This window comes from uncultured Brachyspira sp. (assembly GCF_944388875.1).
Classification (GTDB): domain Bacteria; phylum Spirochaetota; class Brachyspiria; order Brachyspirales; family Brachyspiraceae; genus Brachyspira.
In genome coordinates this window covers 37980-57222 of the sequence record NZ_CALXKQ010000010.1, presented here as the reverse complement: position 1 = coordinate 57222, position 19243 = coordinate 37980, and the positions used below count along the sequence as shown (strand labels likewise).

Here is a 19243-nt window from a genome sequence, read left to right as displayed (position 1 = left end):
ACTCACATTATTAAAATTGGAAATATATAAACTGTTTAGGGTCAAAGCCTGCTCCGTACTTACCGTAAACAATTATGTAAAAAATCAAAAATAACATAACAAACCATCTGAAATATAGATTCTGTTTACTTAGAAATACAAATATGCTTTCTTTTCTTATATAATTTATTAAATCAAAAGATATCAGTATGAATAACGCTATGATTAAAATGTTCATCTCAAAAATATCTAATCCTAAACTATATAAAGTACCGTCAAACAATGTCCATAAATCTATTCTTGTAAATATTCTTTTTATATAATGTATGGCATCATGTATAGTTTCCGCCCTGAAAAATATCCAAGCTAAATCTACTATGATAAAAGTAATTATTATTTCTATTAAGGCAAAACTGAAAGCATTTGTTTTTATTTTGAATCTATTTAAATATTTTTCTTTTATATGTTTTAACTGTTCTTCTATTATGTGAAATATACCATGAATAGCTCCCCAAGCTATGAAGGTAAAATTAGCTCCATGCCATAAACCGCTTACTAGAAATGTTACTAATATATTAAAACTCTTTCTTATATTTGAACATCTATTTCCGCCTAAAGGTATATAAAGGTAATCTCTAAACCAAGTAGATAATGATATATGCCATCTGCCCCAGAACTCCTTTATACTTCTAGAAAAATACGGGGTATTAAAATTCTCCATCAAATTAATGCCCATAACTTTAGCTGTCCCTATTGCTATAAGTGAGTAGCTTCCAAAATCGCAGTATATTTGTATAGCAAAAAATACTGCTGCCAAAATTAAAGCCATACTGTTGTATTCATAATAGCCATTAAAAACAGTATCTACTAATATTGCTGCTCTGTCTGCTATTACCATTTTCTGAAAATAACCGAAAAGTATTAAGGTTAGCCCTTCAGTTATTCTGTCATAATCAAATCTTTTTATTTTTTCTAAATTCTCCATTTGAATAAGCAAATTTTTAGAACGCTCTATAGGTCCAGCAACTAACTGTGGAAAGAATGATACGAACAATGCATACTTAATAATATTTTTTTCAGGTTTTATCTCACCTCTGTAAACATCTATAGTATAACTTAATGCCTGAAAAGTATAAAAAGATATTCCTACTGGAAGTATTATATCAAAAGGCTTATTTATTAATTGTATATTTACTGCTGACAAAACTATATTTATATTCTGAAGCAGAAAATCAAAATATTTGAAGAATATTAGAATTGCTAAGTTGATAATAAAACTAAATGCTACAACAGTTCTTTTATATTTTAATTTCTCTATTAATACACCGCTTAAAAAAGTTACTATAGTAGAAGTACCCATAAGAAGAGCATATTTAGGATTCCAAAACATATAAAATGTATAACTTGCTATAAATAAACAAATATATCTGTACTTTTTTGGAAATATCCAGTATAAAATTAATGTTATTGGAAAAAATATCATAAACTCTGTGGAATTAAATAACATTATTTAACTCCCAGAAAAAAAATGCAAAAGTATTCTATTCTATTTGGTTTGGTTTGGTTTGGTTTGGTTTGGTTTGGTTTGGTTTAAATATACAAATACTCATGATAGAAAGTTATTATATATTATAACAAATAAAAATCAATTAAAAATACTTGATTTTTTTTATTTATCATGTACATTATGATTCAATATCTAAAATGGACTTAATTTATGAAAAATAAAAAAACTATTTTTATGTGCTTGCTTCCACTATTATTTATAGTAATATTATTAATGGTATTGTCATATTTAGGAAGTATTTCTAGAACTGGATATTTAAATAAAATAAAACTAATTGAAAATAATACATATACTTTTAGAATAAGCTATTATGATAAAGTTTTTAGAAATAGTGATATTTATGATGTATATTTAGATATTCAAAAAACCATTAATGATAATAACTTTATAAAAAATATTAAAATTGGTAAAAAAGGAAGCCCTTTCGGTACATTTATAACTGATAAAGCTATAGATACAGAAAAAATTGATAATATAAAATATACTCTAAAAATAAAGGACGCAATGTATTTATATGCTCTTATAATATATTTATTTTATATATTTTTATTTTATTGTATTTCAATAGTAAAAGAAAATAAATTAGTTTTAATATCGGCATCTTTATTAATTATAATACAAGTATTTATGTATTTATCACTATATAGTTATTTTAGATAATTTTATAAATTGTTATATATAAGTATTGATAAAAAAATAAAAATGCTGTATCATTTTCAGCATAAATCGGGGAGCTTGAAAAGGCTGAGAGGAAGTTTACATAATTTTAGCTATTATAAACTTCGACCCTTATAACCTGTTTGGGTAATGCCAGCGTAGGGAATTATCTCTTTTATTATTTTTTTACTTTTCTAAAATTATTAATAAAATGAGACCTTTTCTAAAGTTGGTCTTGTTTTATTAAAAAATATCAAGCAAGACAAAACAAACGGCGTTATAAAAATCTCTATTTGTTAATATAAGGAGCTTTTTATGACTTCAATACAAAAATTTATTATTATATTATTTTTATTTGTATCGTTCATATCTTGTAAAAAACAAACGAAAAATATCAAAGATGAGATCACTGTAAATTTGGGCTATGAACTAAAAACTATAGACCCAGCATTGAATTATGAAACCTATGGATATATTTATATCAATCATGCATTTGAGGGACTTCTTAATAAAGATATAAACGGCAATATTGTAGAAGGAGTTGCTGAAAAATGGGATATAAGTGATGATAAACTGACTTATACATTTTATTTAAGGGATAATGCAAAATGGAGCGATGGTAAAAAAGTAACGGCTGATGATTTTGTATATTCTTATAGAAGGGCGGTTGATCCTAAAACAGCTTCCCCATTGAGCTATTTAATGGAATATATAAAAAATGCCAAAGACATAATAAGAGGCAAACAAAGTGTAGAAAATCTAGGAGTTAAAGCAATAAATGAAAATACGTTGGTAATAGAACTTGAAAAGCCTACAATATATTTTATTGATTTACTTGCATCAGGAGGCGTGTATATGCCTGTGAGAAAAGATATAATAGAAAAATATGGCGACGATTGGACTTGGAATCCTGATACTTATATAGGTAACGGTGCTTATAGAATGACAAAAAGAAAACCAGACGAGATTCTAGTTTTTGAAATTAATACTAATTATTGGAATTATACAAATCAGGTAGCTAAAAAAATTAATTTTGTTTTGATAGCCGATGAATATATTTCACTTAATGCTGTAAGAACAGGAGATGTTGACTTCTCTATAAATGCTCCGCCTATTGGAGAGATAGAAAACCTTATAAAAGAAAATCTAATGGCAGTAAGCGATATTATAGGCACTTATTATATAGACTTAAATACTAAAGATAAAACACTATCTGATAAAAGAGTAAGAAAAGCATTATCACTAGCAATAGATAGAAACTATATAGTATCGAATATAGGATATGGAAAACTAATAGCAGCAGAAGCATTTGTTCCTCCAGCAGTGAAAGGACTTGAAAAATCATTCAGAGAAGAAAGCAGCAACTATATTATAGCCAATAATTATAATCAAAATGTTGAAGAGGCAAGAAGATTATTAGCTGAAGCAGGATATCCAAATGGAGAAAACTTCCCTATATTAGAGCTAAAAGTATCATCAGGGTTTTATACTACTGTTATGGAAGCAGTACAGCAAATGTGGAAAGAAGCACTTAATATAGAAACAGCTGTGAGAACAGAAGAATCAAAAATCACTCTTCCTTTTAGAGAATCTGGAAATTATCAAATGGCTAGAACTAGCTGGACAGGTGATTATAATGATCCACTTACTATGCTTCAAATTATGATAAGTGATAGCGATATAAATTACGGAGGCTTTTCTAATGAAAGGTATGATTATTTAATAGATTTTGCCATTACTGCCACAAATGCAAATAAACGAATGGAGGCATTGAAAGAAGCAGAATCTATACTTTTTGAAGAAGTGCCTATTATACCTTTTATATACAGGACTGACTTTTTGGTAGTAAACCCTAAATTAAAAAATTATATTGATGAGCCTTTGGGAAGATATAAGTTTAACTATGCATATATAGAAAAATAATATTTAAAAATTTAATAATTTATAACAAGAGGAGAATAAAATGAAATTTTCGGAAATGGTTTGGAAAAAAAATGAAGGGCTATATAAAAAAATAATTAATATGCCATTTAACAAAGAGCTTATGGAAGGCTCTTTGGATAAAGAAAAATTTGCCTATTATATAGAACAGGACAGCATATATTTAAAATACTATTCTAAAGTATTAGCCACGATATCTTCAAAAATAAATAATAATGCAGACTATGCTATGGCTTTTTTAAAATCATCTATGAATGCATATATAGTAGAAGAGGAAATTGTACATAAATATTTTAGAGATACTTTTAAATTAAAAAATACAAATAAAATTACAACTTCAAACCTAGGTTATACAAGTTTTTTAATTAATACAGTTCACACAGAATCTTTTGAGGCAGCTGCTTCTTCAATACTTCCATGCTTTTGGATATATAATGAAGTAGGTAAACACATAAAAGAAAATGCAAAAATAGAAAATAATCCATACAAAAACTGGATTGATGCTTATGCTGATGAAGAGTTTTCAAAATCAACAGAAAATATGATTAAAATTATTGATGATTTGTATAATAATGCTTCCAATTATGTTAAAGAAAAAATGATAATTTCTTTTGACATAGCTTTTGTTTGGGAGTACAGATTTTGGAATGACGCTTATAATTTAGATGATTTTTATAATGTATAAAAATAATTTTAAATAAATTGATTAAATACGCCTCTATGTGTTGTTATACATAGAGGTTATAATTTTTCATTTTCATCATTTGATACTATTCTAACTTCAGCATTCAAAAGAATACCTTTTTGATTATAAACTTCTTCTCTTACTTTTCTCATAAGATTTAGTATATCTTTTCCTGAAGCATTATTATAATTAACTATAAAATTGGCATGATAAGGTGAAACCATAGCACCTCCTAATTTAACTCCTTTCATATTGACAGAGTCTATAACTTTTCCAGCTATCATATTTGTTTCGTAATCATTTAAAAATGTACTTCCTGCTGAAGGGTATTTAAATTGATTCTTAGTTTTTCTGTCTTTTAAATATTTATTCATTTCTGGCTTAATCAATTTTTTAGAACCTTTATTTAATTTAAATCTTACATCCAATATAATATATTTTTTATCTTGAAAAATACTTTTTTTATAAGCGTATTTGCACTCATCAATACCAATATGCATATATTCTATGTTATCATCTATTATTCCAACACTGTCTATGAATTCAGATACCGAATGTTCATAGCATCTTGCATTCATATAAGCTGCTCCTCCTATGCTTCCAGGGAGTCCGTATAAAAACTCTAATCCTGTAAAAGCATTTTTATAAGCATATTTTACAACATCAATAACATCAGCTCCAGAATATGCTAAAATATTATGAGATGTATGCTCTATTCTGCTGAAGAAACCTGTATAAATAATAGGAAACTTTATTACTTTATCTAAAAATAATGTATTGCTTCCGCCTCCTAAGATGATATATCTTTTATTATTATCATTTAAATATTTAATCAAATCTATAAAGCCGTTAATAGTTTCTGGTATATAAAATTCCAAAGCCTTGGCATTAACTCTGAATGTATTATACTTTTTTAATGAAACATTCTTTCTGCTTAAAACACCCTTAATAGATTTTCCCATATACAAAATTCCTGTATTATTTATTTTTCATAATAATAACAAATTTTATAAAACATTACAATATAGATTGATTATATATATTTTTTAGTTTTTCTAATTTAAATATTATCATTCATTATTATTTTGTTATTTAAAATAATAATTAGCTTTAATTAAATTTCCCGTACCATATAGGAAATTTTTTAAGAGATGTATTAATAAAAATATCTTTAATATCAGCTTCTTTATTTATTTTCCAAGCATTCAAATCCTGATTGAAATTTACAGCATTTTTAAACATGCATATCATAGATTTTACATTGCATACATTCCATTTATCTAAAGACCGATTAAAATTTTCAGCTCCATAAAACATATAGCTCATATCTATTACATTAGAAACGTCCCAATCATTAATATTTATATTGAAATTTTTTATACTATGAAACATTGATTTCATTGTTAAAACCTTGGAAGTATTCCATTTCTCTATACCTGAAAAATCTAATCTTATAATATAATTTTCATATTCACTGTAAGAACCTTCAAAACATGCAAAATTAGGCTTATCAAAAAGCATAGACATATCAGTTATTAAAGAAGTATCAATATCGCCTAAATATATATTATTGTTTTCTATCAAACTTCTTAATTCTATTTTGTTTTTTGGTATATATTTTATCATTGTGTTAATTATTTTCTTTTTTATTATCAGACATATTATTTATTTCTTGTGTTTCATTATCATTTTTTTCATCTTCTTTTTTAGGCATGAAACGCTCATCTCTTTTAAATACATAAATTTCTTTGAATTTCATTTCTTGTTTAAGCAGAATTTCTTTTTCTTTTACAAGTTCAAGCATAGCTAAAAAGAATGTAACAAGCTGTCTTTTAGTAACTCCGTCTTTAAATAATACTATAAAAGGAAAAAAAGCTGTTTCTGATAATTTTATGCGTATCATATCAATTGCATTATCTATATGGAAATTTGACATCCCTGAAAGTACAGCTAAATCTGTTTCAGGTACAAACTGCACTTTTGTAAAAGCATAAACTAAATCATAAAGAGTAATATCCTTCCAAGCAACTTCATTGTCTTCAATAGATTCGATATTTTGGAAAAATTTAACCCTTTCTGTATCCTTACGCTCAAATATAGAGTCCGATACATCCTGAAGCCTGTCAAGTTCTTCCGAAACCATCTTGTATCTTTGAAACTCAAGCATCTGTTCTACTATTTCAAATTTAAGTCTGTCTGTAAACTTATCATCATCCATATCATGGGGAAGAAGCATTTTTGATTTATATAAATGGAACTCTGAAGCTACAACTAAAAAATCTCCTGTGGAATCTAAGTTTAATGCTGCCTGTGTTTTTAAATATTCTACGAATTGATCTATAATTTCTAGTATGGACACTTCATATATATTTTTTTCGCTTCTTTTGAGCATATCAAAAAGTATAGAGAGAGGTCCTTCATAATCTATACTGGATAATGAAACAGTAAATTCCTTATAATCAGGCTTATTATTTTCTTGTTTAGTTTCGTTTATATTCTCTTCCATAATAGGATATAATATATTATTAAAAAGATAAAAATTCAAGTATATGTTTTTTAATAATATTGACAATAAATCAAATTCTAATATTATTTTAATAATAAAAATGTATTCTAGTAAGGGGTAATAAAATGAAAAAAATAAATATAGGCTTTATAGGAGCAGGGCATATAGCAGAATCTATGGCTAAAACTATTTCAAAAATCAAAGAAGTAGAATCTTATGCCGTAAGTGCTAGAGATTTAAAAAGAAGCAAGGCATTTGCCAAAAAGTACGGATTTAAAAAATTTTACGGCTCTTATGAAGAAATGCTTAAAGATGAAAAGATTGATTTAGTTTATATAGCAACACCACATTCACATCATTATGAACATATAAAACTATGCTTAAACAATAATAAAAATGTAATATGTGAAAAAGCATTCACAGTTAATACTAAACAGGCAAGGGAAGTTTTGATACTTGCTAAAAAGAAAAAACTTTTACTTGCTGAAGCTATTTGGACTAGATACATGCCTAGCAGAAAAATCATTAATGACACTATAAAAATCGGAATTATAGGAAAAGTATCATCTCTTACAGCTAATTTAGGTTATGTTATTAATAAAGTTCCAAGATTGATAGAGCCTGAATTAGCAGGAGGAGCTTTACTTGATGTAGGAGTTTATACTATTAATTTTGCTTTAATGGTATTTGGAAATAAAATAAAGAAGATAGATTCATCATGCGTAAAAACCAAAAAAGGAGTAGATGAACAGAATTCCATTACATTAACTTTTGATGATGGAAAAATGGCTATACTAAACAGCACAATGTCAGCTTTGACGAATAGGGAAGGAGTTATAAATGGTGATAAAGGCTATATGGTAATAAAAAATATTAATAATCCAGAAAGCATAACAGTTTATTCGCTTGACAGAAAAATTGTAAAAACAATTAAGGTTCCAAAACAAATAACAGGCTATGAATATCAAATATTATCATGTGCAGATGCTATTAATAAAGGCAAATTAGAATGCCCAGAAATGCCGCATGAAGATATTTTAAGAGTTATGAATATAATGGATACTTTACGCAGAAGCTGGAAAATAAAATACCCTTTTGAAAAATAATATTTAATTATTTACCATAATAGAAAATATTTCTGTTATGGTAATTTTTTATTTTCATCAAAAAGTTTAATTATATCATCTCTTTTTTTCTTTGCTGCAATTCTGTATGCTGTATTTCCGTAGCTGTTTCTGGCTGTGGGATCAGCACCCGCTTTTAAAAGTTCCTCTATTATATTTATAGGAGTTCCAATAGTTCTGTAAACTTTTTTATTTAAATTTGTATCCTCAATAGGAGCTTCATATTCATACATAACAGCACGTATTAAAACAGTATTTCCATTTCTATCTCTTGCATTGACATCAGCACCAAGTTCTATAATTTTTTTTATCAATTTAAAATCTAATTGTCTTTTTTCTATTAAATACATAAGCAAAGTTTTACCATCATTCATACTTGCTGAGTTTATATCAGCTCCCAAATCTATGTATTCATTTAATATATCTGTTGAATATGTACTGTCAAAATTTGAGGATATAGTTTCAGCATTATATATAATAGCCTCATTCAAGTTGCTTGCCCCAGCATTTACCAACTCCCTTATTATTTCAATATTAGTAGCAGCTGTTAAAGGGGATTTTCTTTCTGCTCCCTTATAGTTTCTATATGCCTCTATATAAGCCCTAGTATTTACATTGGCTCCTGCATCTATTAAATATCTTACAACCTCTAAGTTATTACCCTCACATGCTGATACTAAGGCAGGATTAAGATCCTTAGCTCCTAAATCTATAAGTTTTTCAACTATTTCTAATTGTCCTCCTATAGCAGCATAGGATAAAGCAATATTATAATTACTGGCTCCCGCTTTCATTATGCTTTCTGCTATATCCCATCTGCCCTCAGAACATGCAACATAAAAAGCAAAGTCAAAATCTTTAGCCCCAAAATCTAATAATTCATTTACTATTTCAATATTTCCAATCTCTGCAGCATACATTAAAGGAGTCATTCCATATCTGATATTGTATAAATCTAAATTTATTCCTTCTCTTAATAATGTTCTTATTTTATTTATATCATTATTCTTTATATTTTCCATTAAATCATCATTTTGAGCAAATAATATTGATGTATTAAATATTATACATAAGAAAATAATTATATTTTTCATTATAAAAATCCAAGCTATAAAATACCGTTTCTATTATCGGAAATAATAAAACTATACTTATAAAATAAAAAATTTGCAAAATTATCAATAAAATTTATTAATTAGTAAACATAACAACGTATATAAGTACAAAATAAGTTGATATTTATTTTTATATGTTTATAATTTTAGTATAGGGGTAGAATTAAATATAATTAAGAGGTATAAATTATGGAAATAAGTATTCGTAATAATGCTCCTTATAGTAATAGTATAAGAAACAATAATATAAGAAATAACAGCAATAATATAGCTAATATTGTTCAGGAAGCTAGAGAAAAAACACCTATAAGCGAAGTAGGCGTATGCAAAACATGTGCTTCAAGAACATATCAGGATGGTTCTAATGATATAGGAGTATCATTTAAAAGTCCTACACGTATAGATCCTTCAAGTGCACCTTCACTTGTAGCTTCACATGAACAGGAACATGTAGCCAACAATCAAAGAGCAGCAGAAAAAAGCGGCGGCGAAGTAATATTTCAGAATGTAACTTTAAAAACTAATATATGTCCTGAATGTAAGAGAGTTTATGTTTCTGGAGGAGTAACTAAAGCTGCAGTAGCAAGTTCATCAAGCAAAGGCAATAATGTTGATGCTTACGCTTAATAAAAGCGGTAATATATAAGAAAATATAAACTATATAATGATTACAAATATTTTATTATAGTGTAGAATTAATAAAAAATATTTAGGATTCTAACATGAATAAAAAATTTATAATTATACTAATAGTTTCTATAGTAGTTTGCCTATCAATCGGAGCCATAGGCGGTTTGAGTGTAAAATCTGATAATTTTGTATGGTATAATTCATTGAATAAGTCGCCTTTAAGTCCTCCAAATATTGCTTTTCCAATAGCTTGGAGTATTTTATATTTATTGATGGCTGTATCTGTTTCTATTATAATAAATCATAATCCTATAGATAAAAAATCTGTTATTGTTTTTGCGGTACAGTTAATATTAAATTTCTTTTGGACTTTTATATTTTTCGGTTTAAAGCAGCCTTTATTTGCTTTAATAGAAATAATTGTTTTAGATATTATGATTATTATAACTATATCAAGATTCAAAAATATTTCTAAACTATCATCCATACTGCTTGTTCCATATTTAATATGGTGTTTATTTGCAAGTTATTTAACTCTTCATGTAGTTATGTTTAATTAAGAAAAATACATAATTATTTTTTGTAAAATCTTAATTGATTTTTTATATGTTCAATATAAAATACTTCATAATAAAATTATGGAGTATGTATAAAAGATGAGAGAAATAATCAACTTTAATACTAATTGGAAATTCTTTAAAGAATGGGATAATAATATAAAAACTGATGCTAATTTAAATGGTGAGAAAATAACATTGCCTCATACAGTACATGAAATACCACTTCACTATTTTGATGAATCAGAAACTTGGCTTATTACAGGGTATCAAAATATTTTCAAATATGATAAGAAAAACCTGCAAAACAAAAGAGTATTGATTAATTTTGAAGGAGCAATGGCAGCATGCGAAGTATTTATTAACAGCATAAGTTTAGGGGAACATAAGGGAGGATATCTTCCTTTTATATATGATATAACAGATCATTTGAAAGACGGAGATAATATTATAGCCGTAAAACTTGACAGTGTAGAACGTGATGATATACCTCCTTTCGGCAATGAAATAGATTATCTATGCTACGGCGGAATATATAGAGAAGTTCAAATAATAATAGCTGATAATATATCTATAGAAAATGTTATGCTTACAGGTCTTGCTAATCAAACTATAACTGGAAAAATCAGAATAAGAAACAGCAAAAAAGAATCAGTAAAAGAAACAATATCTATTAATCTTTATAACAGAGAGTTTCATATATGCGAAATAAAAAAAGATGTATCATTAAAGAATGATGAATTATTTACTGATATTGAAATCAATGAGCGTATAGATTCTGACAGAATAGAGCTTTGGAGCATAAATAATCCAAGACTATATAAACTTGATGCTTCTCTTTCCAATGATGATAATGTTTCTATAAAAATAGGATTCAGAGATGCTGAGTTTAGAGATAATGGTTTTTTCTTAAACGGAGAGAAAATAAAATTAAGAGGATTAAATAGACATCAGAGTTTTCCATATATGGGCTATGCTATGCCTGAGAGAATACAGAAAAAAGATGCTGATATATTAAAATTTGATATGGGACTTAATATTGTGCGTTCTTCTCACTATCCTGCTTCAAGACATTTCTTAGACAGATGCGATGAAATAGGACTTATGGTTTTTGAAGAGATACCTGGATGGCAGCATATAGGAGATAAAGAATGGCAGAAAGTTTCTATAGATAATGTACGCGATATGATAGAGAGAGATTTTCATCATCCTTCAATAATTATATGGGGTGTTAGAATAAATGAGAGTCAGGATAATCATAGCTTTTATAAAGAAACAAATAAAACAGCTCATAAACTTGATAAAACCAGACAAACAGGCGGTGTAAGATATATAATGGGCAGCGAACTTTTAGAAGATGTTTATACTATGAATGATTTTAACTGCGACGGAATTGCTGATCCTATAAGAGCTCAGAAATTTGTAACTAAATTGGATAAAAATATTCCTTATATGATAACGGAATATAATGGACACATGTTCCCTACAAAGATGCAGGACTGTGAAGAGAGATTAATAGAACATACTAAAAGACATTATGATGTAATCAATGCTGTTGCTTTAGATAAAAATATAGCTGGTTCAACAGGATGGTGTGCATTTGATTATCATACTCATTATGATTTTGGTTCTGGGGATAGGATATGCTATCATGGTGTTTACGATATGTTTAGAAATCCTAAATTAGCAGCGAGTGCATATTCTTCTCAAATGGATAAAGACTGTGAAATAGTATTAGAGCCTATAACGATATATGCAAGAGGGGAGAGAGCTATAGGCGGTGTTGCTCCTTTAATGGTATCTACAAACTGTGATTATGTAGAGTTCTATTACAAGGGGGAGCTTTTAGCTAAAGAGTATCCTGCTTCTGGAAAATATCAAGGCTTGGATCATCCTCCTGTAATAATACAACTTGAGAGAAATATTCCTGGTGTAAGTTCTATGAATTGGGAAGATGCTAAACTTATAGGATATATAGACGGAAAAGCTGTTATAGAGAAAAATTACATAAAAAATCCTACTTTTAAAGAATTAGAAGTAAAATCTGATGATGATGAGATTAATTCTATAAATAACGGTTCTTCTTGGGATTGTACTAGAGTAACTGTAAAAGCTGCCGATGCTATAGGAAACAGACTTCCGTATATTAATGAAGCTATAAAAATAACTGTTGAAGGGGCAGGGGAGCTTATAGGAAATGACAATCCTGTGCTTGAAGGCGGTTACTATTCTTTTTGGGTAAAATCAGGAAGCAAAAAAGGAAGCATAAAAATTACTGTTGAAAATAAAAGAGTTGCAGCTAAAACTATAGAAATAAAAGTTAAATAATTAAAAAAATAAACGGACTTGCACTTTTAAAGCGTAAGTCCGTATTTTTATTATTTGTATAATTGAACAGAAACCCTTTTAGTTTCCTCATCAAGCCATTTTATAAATGATTCTCTCATGCGTGATTCACCGAGATAGTTTTTTACTCTAGTTCTAATGCTTTCCATATCCTTTTCTATACCCACTATTTTTACAATATAAAATCCTTTTCCAACCAATTCTCTTACGCTGCTTACTGTACCTACTTTATATCCTCTTTTAGCAAGGTTTAACCCTGCATTTATCTGTGCTGGTAATGATCTTTTTCCAGCATCATATAAAAGATTATATCCTAAATCTCCGCCGTTGTTTTTTGTAGCTTCATCATCACTGTACTTTTCAGCAAGTTCCGCAAAATCCTGTCCTCTTGCTGCCATTCCTCTAACTTTTCCTGCTAATTCCTGCTTTTCGCCTTTTTCTGTGAATGTAGTTGCTTTAAAAAATATCCATGATAGTTTTACTAATGTATCTACTTCAAATGCTGATTTATCTTTTGAATTTTGGTAAAACTCATCTGCTTCTGCATCTGTTATTTCATCATTATTAACTACAAGTCCGTACAAGTTTTCCATAGCTATTTGTTTTTTTATAGAGCTTCTGTATTCTTCATAAGATATTCCCTCTGCTCTAAGCTGTTTAGAAAACTGATCCAATGTCATATTATATTGTTTTGCAATATTTTCTAATCTTCTGCTTACATCATTTTCTTCTATAACATAATTGTATTCTTTAAGCTTTAAATACATTATTCTCTCTTCAACTAAATCCTTATAAACCATATCATCATTTACTTTCTGACCCACAGATCTAGCCTGCAGTGTTAAAAAAGCTTTTCGGCTTATAAAATCTTCGTAAGTTATAGGCATTGATCCTACTATACCTACAATGCTATTAACAACATCATTAAATAAAAGATTATATTGAATCAAAAATACAGATAATATAAAAAATATTGTTTTCTTCATTAAACCCTTATCCTTATTAAATTGTTATAATATACAATATCATTAAAACAATTTATATGCAAGTAAATTATTTCAAGGATGATGAGAGCTGAAAATATCCTGCATGTGTAAGATTATTAATATTTGTAAATCCCATTTTGTACATACGCATACATGCCATACCAGAACGGCTTCCGCTTGCACAATATACTATATATTCCTTATTTTTATCAAGTTTTGACATCTTCTCTTCAAACTTTGAATCATCTAAAGCTATATTTATACTGTTTTTTATATATCCGCTTTGCTGAACTTCACCATAGCTTCTCACATCTATTAACCCTATATTCTTATTATTTTTGTAAATTGAAACTGCATCATTTATATTAATATTCTTGAACTTTCCTTTGCTTCTTATATTAAATATAATTTTTCTTGCTGCACTTAATATTATGAATGTCAGTATTATACCTATTATTAAAGTCATTGTATTATTCATTAATATACCCCTAGTATGTATAATGATTTTATTGTATCATATACTGTTATAAATTTCAATATGTGGGTATAATCGAACTATTAATCTATACTATAAATATAAACTGTTTCTTCTATATCTTCATCATCTATTTTTAATGTATTTTTTTTACCAGAATTTTTAAATCCGTTTTTTTCATAGAATTTTTTAGCGTCTTCATTTTTATCAAAAACGCAAAGGCATATATTGTCGTATCCTGATTCTTTTATATATTCAACAGCATGTTTAAGAAGCATGCTTCCTATTCCTGAACCCTGATATATAGGATGAACGTATAATGATATTATCTCTCCGTAATTTTCCATATTGCATCTGCTTTTGCCATGCGAAACAACAGCTATAGGCTTATCATCTATATAGGCAATATGTGCTTCTCTAGTTTTATTGCTTATTCCGTCTTCAAATTCTTCGCACCAATCATCTAAATATATCTTTTTTAAGTATGATGCTGGTATAATATCTTTATAGGAATCCTTCCAGCATATAGCATGAAGTTTACTAATATCAAAAACATCTTTAATTTCAGCTTTTTTTATTACTATTTCCATTTTTATTATACCTCTAAGTAAAATATATTATAGTTCAATAATTACTTATTTTCAATAATATTAATAAAAAATAAATAATTATATAGAACTCAAATTCCTTAAAGCATGGCTTATTAAATCTTCAGTACTCATATTCTCCTTATTTTCTATGGCAGATAAAGATTTAATAGCTTCATTATTTGAAAATCCCAATGACATTAAAGCCTTTATTACATCGCTTTCATTATCATTATAATTTTTAATCGCAGATGATGAAATATTAATATCTATCTTTTCTATTTTATCTCTTAGTTCAAATAAAAGTTTTTCAGCTTTTTTTAATCCCATTCCAGGAACTTTCTTTAATAAATTAACATCCTTATTAAAAAGTATATGCATTATCTCATCTATTGAATAAGCAGAGAGAATTTCCATAGCAAGTTTAGGACCTACCCCAGAAGCTGCTATCAATGTAGAAAACATCTTTTTTTCCTCTCTTGTTTTAAATCCGTAAAGCATCATAGCATCTTCTTTATGTATAAGATGAGTATATAGCCTTATATTATCATCATTTTGGACATTAAATTTTCTTGATACTATAATCTCATAACCTACACCGCCGCAAAGAAGAGCAATGATGCCTTCAGACATTATTTGAACTTTACCTTCTATAAAAGCAAACATCTATTATAAGCTAGCCTCATATTCTAATTCTTTTATAGCGGAAATCATTTTATCAGTGCTTACTTTTGATTCATCATATTCAACTTCAGCAGATGCATTTTCTAAACTTACATTAACTTTGCTTATTCCGTCCAATGAACTTAATTCTTCAGTAACCGCTTTAACACAGTTCTGACAACCCATTCCATTTATTTTTATAGTTACATTTTTCATTTTGATTACTCCTTTGTTTTAATCCTCTAACAATTATATACTATCTGCGGGTATTTTTCAATATTGTTTCACTGTTTTTCTTTATTTTCTTGTCCAATATCTTTATATAAATTAAAGACAACAGTCATTTCAGTACCTACATTCTCTTCGCTTTTTATATGTATATCAGCATTGTAATAATTGCATATATTTTTTACTATTGTAAGTCCTAAGCCAGTGCCTTGAACTTTTAAATATTTATTATTTTTAACTCTAAAAAATCTTTCAAATATTCTATTTAAATACTGAGGAGCAATACCGCATCCTGTATCTTTTACAGTAAATACAGCTTTAGAATCTTTTTTCTTTAGAGATATTTTTACAGTTCCGCCGTCATCAGTATATTTTATAGCATTATCAACTAAATTATTAACTACTTCTGTAATCTTTTCCTTATTAGCCATTATAACAGCTGATTCTATATCCAAATCAATACTCATATTTCTCTGTTCCGCTTTTATTCTATTGCTTTCAAATACATTGAGTATAACCTCTTTTATATCCAATTCTTCATCAACAGTTTCTTTCCAATTAGCTTCTATTCTGCTTAATGTAAGCATATCTATAACTAAATCTTTCATTCTTAAAGCTTCATTATTTATTCTTTTGATAAAATCAGCTGAGTTTTTACCGCCTCCTGTGGCAAGTAAAAGTTCAGAATATCCTAATATGGATGTAAGAGGCGTTTTTAATTCATGCGAAGCATTTATAAAGAAATCCTGCTTCTCTATTTCTACTTTTCTAATATCTGTAACATCTTCAAATTTTATTAAAGCTGATATATTTTCATTATCAAGTATAGGTATAATACTTATCTCTATATCCATAGTATGTTCTTTTATATCAAACTTAGAAAATCTTTTTAATTCTATAGCATTATTAATTCTCTCTATAACTTCAGAGTTTTTAATAATCTCGCTTAAGTTTTTTACATTATAATCAGATATTTCAAGCAAGTCCATTGTATACTGATTTATAAAAAATATGTCTTTATTTTTATTAACAGCGATAATACCCTGAGCGATATTTTCAAGTACATAATTAAGTTTTTCTTTCTCTGTCTGATATCCAGTTATATTTTCATTCAAACTAACAGCAAGTTCATTAATATCATATAGAATAGTATTTATATCATTATATCCTGTTAGATTTTTAGGTTTAGGAGATTTATTATTATATATATCATCAAGAGTTTCTTTTATAATAAAGAAAGGAATCATTATGTTTCTGCTCATTAAAGGAAGAACCAAAGCCATAATTATAATAATAACTCCTATAACCATAACTGCAGTAAATAAAAAACTTATTAAATATTTATTTACAGAGTCTATTGGTATTGCAATTCTTAATATATAATCTCTGCTGTCATCTGCTTTAATTTTTTTTGAGCCGTATATGTAAGGGGTCTTTTGACTAATAGAAGTACGTATAGAAAAAGCGGGAGTATTTTCCGCACTATGCAAAGCCTCTATAACATCACTTCTATTCGTATGATTTCCCATAGGGTTTTTTGAAGTATCTGTAAGCGTATCAGCAACTACAGTCCCATTTGTTGAGATAACGCTAATTCTTAATTCTTCTTTATCAGACTGAAGTACAAATTTTCTGAAAGCATCTTCTGTCTGTATATCGTATAAGTCTATTTCTTTTTCAAGCATTTCCATGATATTTACTATCATTACTTGGCTGTACATAATATTATTATATTGCACAGTAAATAATATACCTATAAACATTAAAGCACTTGATAAGATAAGTATCAATAATGATTTATAAAATATATTCTTAATCATAGTTTTCTTAAATTATTATATTTCTGTTAATTTGTAACCCATGCCTCTGACAGTTATGATATTTTCTTTCTGCAAATCCAATTTCTGTCTTATGGATTTTATATGCATATCAATGGTTCTAGTTTCCATAGAGTGATCTACGCCCCATACTTCTTCAAGCATAGTATCTCGGTCAACTACATTATTAGCATTTTCCATTAAGAGTTTTAGAAGATCGAATTCTTTTTGAGTTAAAATAACCTGTCTTTCCCCAACAAATACGCTTCTTTTCTTCACTATCAGCTTTATTTCGCCGAAGTTTAATTCCTCAGCATCAAGCCTGACATCTTTCTTCCTTAAATTTGCCTTTATTCTAGCAAGAAGTTCTAATACCGAAAAAGGCTTAGGAATATAATCATCTGCACCTAAATTAAGCCCAGTAACTATATTAATTTCGCTAGCCTTCGCTGTAAGCATTATAACTTTAATAGGAAGATGAGCATAATCTGTTCTTATTACTTTTAATATTTCTGTTCCCTCTATATCAGGAAGCATAATATCAAGTAATACTAAATTTGGGGTGGTCATTTTTAATGCATCAAGCATGTCATTACCGTTTGAAAAGCATTCTATTGTGTAGCCTGCTTCTTCAACTGTGTATTTGATGAGATCCCTTATATTATCATCATCTTCTACAGAGTAAATAAGTTCTTTTTCCATAATAAAAACCACCAAAATAAGATATTTTATTTATATAAAAATTATATATTTCTTTTATGAATATACAACTATTATATCATATAATAGAATATAATAAAAATTAATATTTTGTCAAAAATAATTAATTTTTTTAATAATAAATTAATGTTATTTAATTAACTGATTTAATTCAAATTAGTTAAAAATATTTAATTTAAATATTGACTTATACCATTTTTATATTACAATCAAGTATTATGAAACAAGAAATAACACCTATATTAGAAAACTATTTAGAAACTATCTACAATTTAGAAGTAGAAAAGAATTTTAAAGAGGCTATAAGAATAACAGATATAGCTGATTTAGTGGGAAGATCTAAAGCTAGTGTTAATACAGCAATTAAGAGTCTTGCAAAATTAGGACATATAAAGCATGAGCATTACGGAGATATAGAACTTACCGAATCTGGAAGAGCTATAGGTAAAGATATAGCCGAAAGACATGCTATATTTTACTATTTTTTGACAAAAGTACTTAATGTTGAAGAAAAAATAGCAGATGAAGAGGCATGCCTAATAGAACATGCTATGAGTAAGGATACTGTGCATAAATTTAAAGAATTCTTGTGCGGATATTGTAAAAAAGAAAATATTTTTAATAGAGAAAAAGAAACTAAATAATAAATACTATTTAGTT

20 protein-coding genes and 1 riboswitch are annotated in these 19243 nt (G+C 27.5%); of the genes, 8 read left to right on the top strand and 12 right to left on the bottom strand.

Translation table 11 applies throughout. The annotated features are described in order from the left end of the window. Positions 1-10: 10 nt before the first annotated feature. A complete protein-coding gene (locus tag Q0J69_RS07820; protein WP_297205845.1) occupies positions 11-1486 on the bottom strand; it encodes an MBOAT family O-acyltransferase in 1476 nt (491 codons plus the stop codon). A gap of 210 nt (positions 1487-1696) precedes the next feature. Here Q0J69_RS07820 and Q0J69_RS07815 point away from each other — a divergent pair, with 210 nt between their 5' ends. From Q0J69_RS07815 to Q0J69_RS07805, 3 genes are all read left to right on the top strand, one after another. Further along, a complete protein-coding gene (locus Q0J69_RS07815; RefSeq protein WP_297205842.1) occupies positions 1697-2206 on the top strand; it encodes a hypothetical protein in 510 nt (169 codons plus the stop codon). A gap of 57 nt (positions 2207-2263) precedes the next feature. After that, positions 2264-2385: riboswitch (TPP riboswitch) on the top strand. A 133-nt stretch (positions 2386-2518) separates the two neighbouring features. Next, a complete protein-coding gene (locus tag Q0J69_RS07810) occupies positions 2519-4126 on the top strand; it encodes a peptide ABC transporter substrate-binding protein (protein ID WP_297205839.1) in 1608 nt (535 codons plus the stop codon). Positions 4127-4166: 40 nt separating this feature from the next. Further along, positions 4167-4829, top strand: a complete 663-nt coding sequence (locus tag Q0J69_RS07805) for a TenA family protein (RefSeq protein WP_297205836.1) — start codon at positions 4167-4169, stop codon at positions 4827-4829. A 56-nt stretch (positions 4830-4885) separates the two neighbouring features. Here Q0J69_RS07805 and murB read toward each other — a convergent pair whose 3' ends face one another. From murB to Q0J69_RS07790, 3 genes are all read right to left on the bottom strand, one after another. Then, the gene (murB, locus tag Q0J69_RS07800) at positions 4886-5791 is read right to left on the bottom strand and encodes a UDP-N-acetylmuramate dehydrogenase (protein WP_297205833.1); all 906 of its coding nucleotides are present in this window, start codon (positions 5789-5791) and stop codon (positions 4886-4888) included. Between the two features lie 148 nt (positions 5792-5939). Then, entirely contained in the window at positions 5940-6455 is a 516-nt protein-coding gene (locus Q0J69_RS07795; protein ID WP_297205830.1) for a BspA family leucine-rich repeat surface protein, read from the bottom strand. Between the two features lie 4 nt (positions 6456-6459). After that, positions 6460-7335, bottom strand: coding sequence for a segregation/condensation protein A (locus Q0J69_RS07790; RefSeq protein ID WP_297205828.1), 876 nt, complete (start codon positions 7333-7335; stop codon positions 6460-6462). Positions 7336-7460: 125 nt separating this feature from the next. Here Q0J69_RS07790 and Q0J69_RS07785 point away from each other — a divergent pair, with 125 nt between their 5' ends. Continuing rightward, the gene (locus tag Q0J69_RS07785) at positions 7461-8441 is read left to right on the top strand and encodes a Gfo/Idh/MocA family oxidoreductase (protein ID WP_297205826.1); all 981 of its coding nucleotides are present in this window, start codon (positions 7461-7463) and stop codon (positions 8439-8441) included. A gap of 35 nt (positions 8442-8476) precedes the next feature. Here Q0J69_RS07785 and Q0J69_RS07780 read toward each other — a convergent pair whose 3' ends face one another. Further along, positions 8477-9553, bottom strand: coding sequence for an ankyrin repeat domain-containing protein (locus Q0J69_RS07780; protein ID WP_297205824.1), 1077 nt, complete (start codon positions 9551-9553; stop codon positions 8477-8479). A 210-nt stretch (positions 9554-9763) separates the two neighbouring features. Between Q0J69_RS07780 and Q0J69_RS07775 the strand changes: the two genes are divergently transcribed. From Q0J69_RS07775 to Q0J69_RS07765, 3 genes are all read left to right on the top strand, one after another. Next, entirely contained in the window at positions 9764-10201 is a 438-nt protein-coding gene (locus Q0J69_RS07775) for a hypothetical protein (RefSeq protein WP_297205822.1), read from the top strand. A gap of 95 nt (positions 10202-10296) precedes the next feature. After that, positions 10297-10764: a TspO/MBR family protein gene (locus Q0J69_RS07770; protein ID WP_297205820.1), complete on the top strand. Its 468-nt coding sequence runs from the start codon at positions 10297-10299 to the stop codon at positions 10762-10764. A 96-nt stretch (positions 10765-10860) separates the two neighbouring features. Beyond that, the gene (locus Q0J69_RS07765; RefSeq protein ID WP_297205818.1) at positions 10861-13089 is read left to right on the top strand and encodes a glycoside hydrolase family 2 TIM barrel-domain containing protein; all 2229 of its coding nucleotides are present in this window, start codon (positions 10861-10863) and stop codon (positions 13087-13089) included. Between the two features lie 50 nt (positions 13090-13139). On the opposite strand, the gene Q0J69_RS07760 is transcribed toward Q0J69_RS07765, so the two are convergent. The 7 genes from Q0J69_RS07760 to Q0J69_RS07730 form a co-directional block, all read right to left on the bottom strand. Then, on the bottom strand, positions 13140-14093 hold the full coding sequence (locus tag Q0J69_RS07760; RefSeq protein WP_297205816.1) for a peptidylprolyl isomerase: 954 nt from the start codon (positions 14091-14093) through the stop codon (positions 13140-13142). Positions 14094-14160: 67 nt separating this feature from the next. Then, positions 14161-14571, bottom strand: a complete 411-nt coding sequence (locus tag Q0J69_RS07755; protein ID WP_297205814.1) for a rhodanese-like domain-containing protein — start codon at positions 14569-14571, stop codon at positions 14161-14163. A gap of 80 nt (positions 14572-14651) precedes the next feature. Then, positions 14652-15158 carry a GNAT family N-acetyltransferase gene (locus Q0J69_RS07750; protein ID WP_297205812.1) on the bottom strand — a complete coding sequence of 169 codons (507 nt, stop codon included), beginning with the start codon at positions 15156-15158 and terminating at the stop codon, positions 14652-14654. A gap of 78 nt (positions 15159-15236) precedes the next feature. Continuing rightward, complete coding sequence (gene ruvA, locus Q0J69_RS07745) at positions 15237-15821, bottom strand: Holliday junction branch migration protein RuvA (RefSeq protein WP_297205810.1); 585 nt, start codon at positions 15819-15821, stop codon at positions 15237-15239. Positions 15822-15824: 3 nt separating this feature from the next. Then, on the bottom strand, positions 15825-16034 hold the full coding sequence (locus Q0J69_RS07740; protein ID WP_297205807.1) for a heavy-metal-associated domain-containing protein: 210 nt from the start codon (positions 16032-16034) through the stop codon (positions 15825-15827). Between the two features lie 68 nt (positions 16035-16102). Beyond that, positions 16103-17866 carry a HAMP domain-containing sensor histidine kinase gene (locus tag Q0J69_RS07735; protein ID WP_297205803.1) on the bottom strand — a complete coding sequence of 588 codons (1764 nt, stop codon included), beginning with the start codon at positions 17864-17866 and terminating at the stop codon, positions 16103-16105. 15 nt (positions 17867-17881) lie between these two features. Next, positions 17882-18565: a response regulator transcription factor gene (locus Q0J69_RS07730; RefSeq protein ID WP_297205799.1), complete on the bottom strand. Its 684-nt coding sequence runs from the start codon at positions 18563-18565 to the stop codon at positions 17882-17884. 236 nt (positions 18566-18801) lie between these two features. On the opposite strand from Q0J69_RS07730, the gene Q0J69_RS07725 reads away from it, so the two are divergent. Further along, on the top strand, positions 18802-19227 hold the full coding sequence (locus tag Q0J69_RS07725) for a metal-dependent transcriptional regulator (protein WP_297205796.1): 426 nt from the start codon (positions 18802-18804) through the stop codon (positions 19225-19227). Positions 19228-19243 lie beyond the last annotated feature (16 nt).

What these genes read in the sequence shown, in the direction of transcription:
- Q0J69_RS07820 (WP_297205845.1), bottom strand. Translation starts at nt 1,486, where the DNA reads ATGTTATTTAATTCCACAGAGTTTATGATATTTTTTCCAATAACATTA.
- Q0J69_RS07815 (WP_297205842.1), top strand. Translation starts at nt 1,697, where the DNA reads ATGAAAAATAAAAAAACTATTTTTATGTGCTTGCTTCCACTATTATTT.
- Q0J69_RS07810 (WP_297205839.1), top strand. Translation starts at nt 2,519, where the DNA reads ATGACTTCAATACAAAAATTTATTATTATATTATTTTTATTTGTATCG.
- Q0J69_RS07805 (WP_297205836.1), top strand. Translation starts at nt 4,167, where the DNA reads ATGAAATTTTCGGAAATGGTTTGGAAAAAAAATGAAGGGCTATATAAA.
- murB (WP_297205833.1), bottom strand. Translation starts at nt 5,791, where the DNA reads ATGGGAAAATCTATTAAGGGTGTTTTAAGCAGAAAGAATGTTTCATTA.
- Q0J69_RS07795 (WP_297205830.1), bottom strand. Translation starts at nt 6,455, where the DNA reads ATGATAAAATATATACCAAAAAACAAAATAGAATTAAGAAGTTTGATA.
- Q0J69_RS07790 (WP_297205828.1), bottom strand. Translation starts at nt 7,335, where the DNA reads ATGGAAGAGAATATAAACGAAACTAAACAAGAAAATAATAAGCCTGAT.
- Q0J69_RS07785 (WP_297205826.1), top strand. Translation starts at nt 7,461, where the DNA reads ATGAAAAAAATAAATATAGGCTTTATAGGAGCAGGGCATATAGCAGAA.
- Q0J69_RS07780 (WP_297205824.1), bottom strand. Translation starts at nt 9,553, where the DNA reads ATGAAAAATATAATTATTTTCTTATGTATAATATTTAATACATCAATA.
- Q0J69_RS07775 (WP_297205822.1), top strand. Translation starts at nt 9,764, where the DNA reads ATGGAAATAAGTATTCGTAATAATGCTCCTTATAGTAATAGTATAAGA.
- Q0J69_RS07770 (WP_297205820.1), top strand. Translation starts at nt 10,297, where the DNA reads ATGAATAAAAAATTTATAATTATACTAATAGTTTCTATAGTAGTTTGC.
- Q0J69_RS07765 (WP_297205818.1), top strand. Translation starts at nt 10,861, where the DNA reads ATGAGAGAAATAATCAACTTTAATACTAATTGGAAATTCTTTAAAGAA.
- Q0J69_RS07760 (WP_297205816.1), bottom strand. Translation starts at nt 14,093, where the DNA reads ATGAAGAAAACAATATTTTTTATATTATCTGTATTTTTGATTCAATAT.
- Q0J69_RS07755 (WP_297205814.1), bottom strand. Translation starts at nt 14,571, where the DNA reads ATGAATAATACAATGACTTTAATAATAGGTATAATACTGACATTCATA.
- Q0J69_RS07750 (WP_297205812.1), bottom strand. Translation starts at nt 15,158, where the DNA reads ATGGAAATAGTAATAAAAAAAGCTGAAATTAAAGATGTTTTTGATATT.
- ruvA (WP_297205810.1), bottom strand. Translation starts at nt 15,821, where the DNA reads ATGTTTGCTTTTATAGAAGGTAAAGTTCAAATAATGTCTGAAGGCATC.
- Q0J69_RS07740 (WP_297205807.1), bottom strand. Translation starts at nt 16,034, where the DNA reads ATGAAAAATGTAACTATAAAAATAAATGGAATGGGTTGTCAGAACTGT.
- Q0J69_RS07735 (WP_297205803.1), bottom strand. Translation starts at nt 17,866, where the DNA reads ATGATTAAGAATATATTTTATAAATCATTATTGATACTTATCTTATCA.
- Q0J69_RS07730 (WP_297205799.1), bottom strand. Translation starts at nt 18,565, where the DNA reads ATGGAAAAAGAACTTATTTACTCTGTAGAAGATGATGATAATATAAGG.
- Q0J69_RS07725 (WP_297205796.1), top strand. Translation starts at nt 18,802, where the DNA reads ATGAAACAAGAAATAACACCTATATTAGAAAACTATTTAGAAACTATC.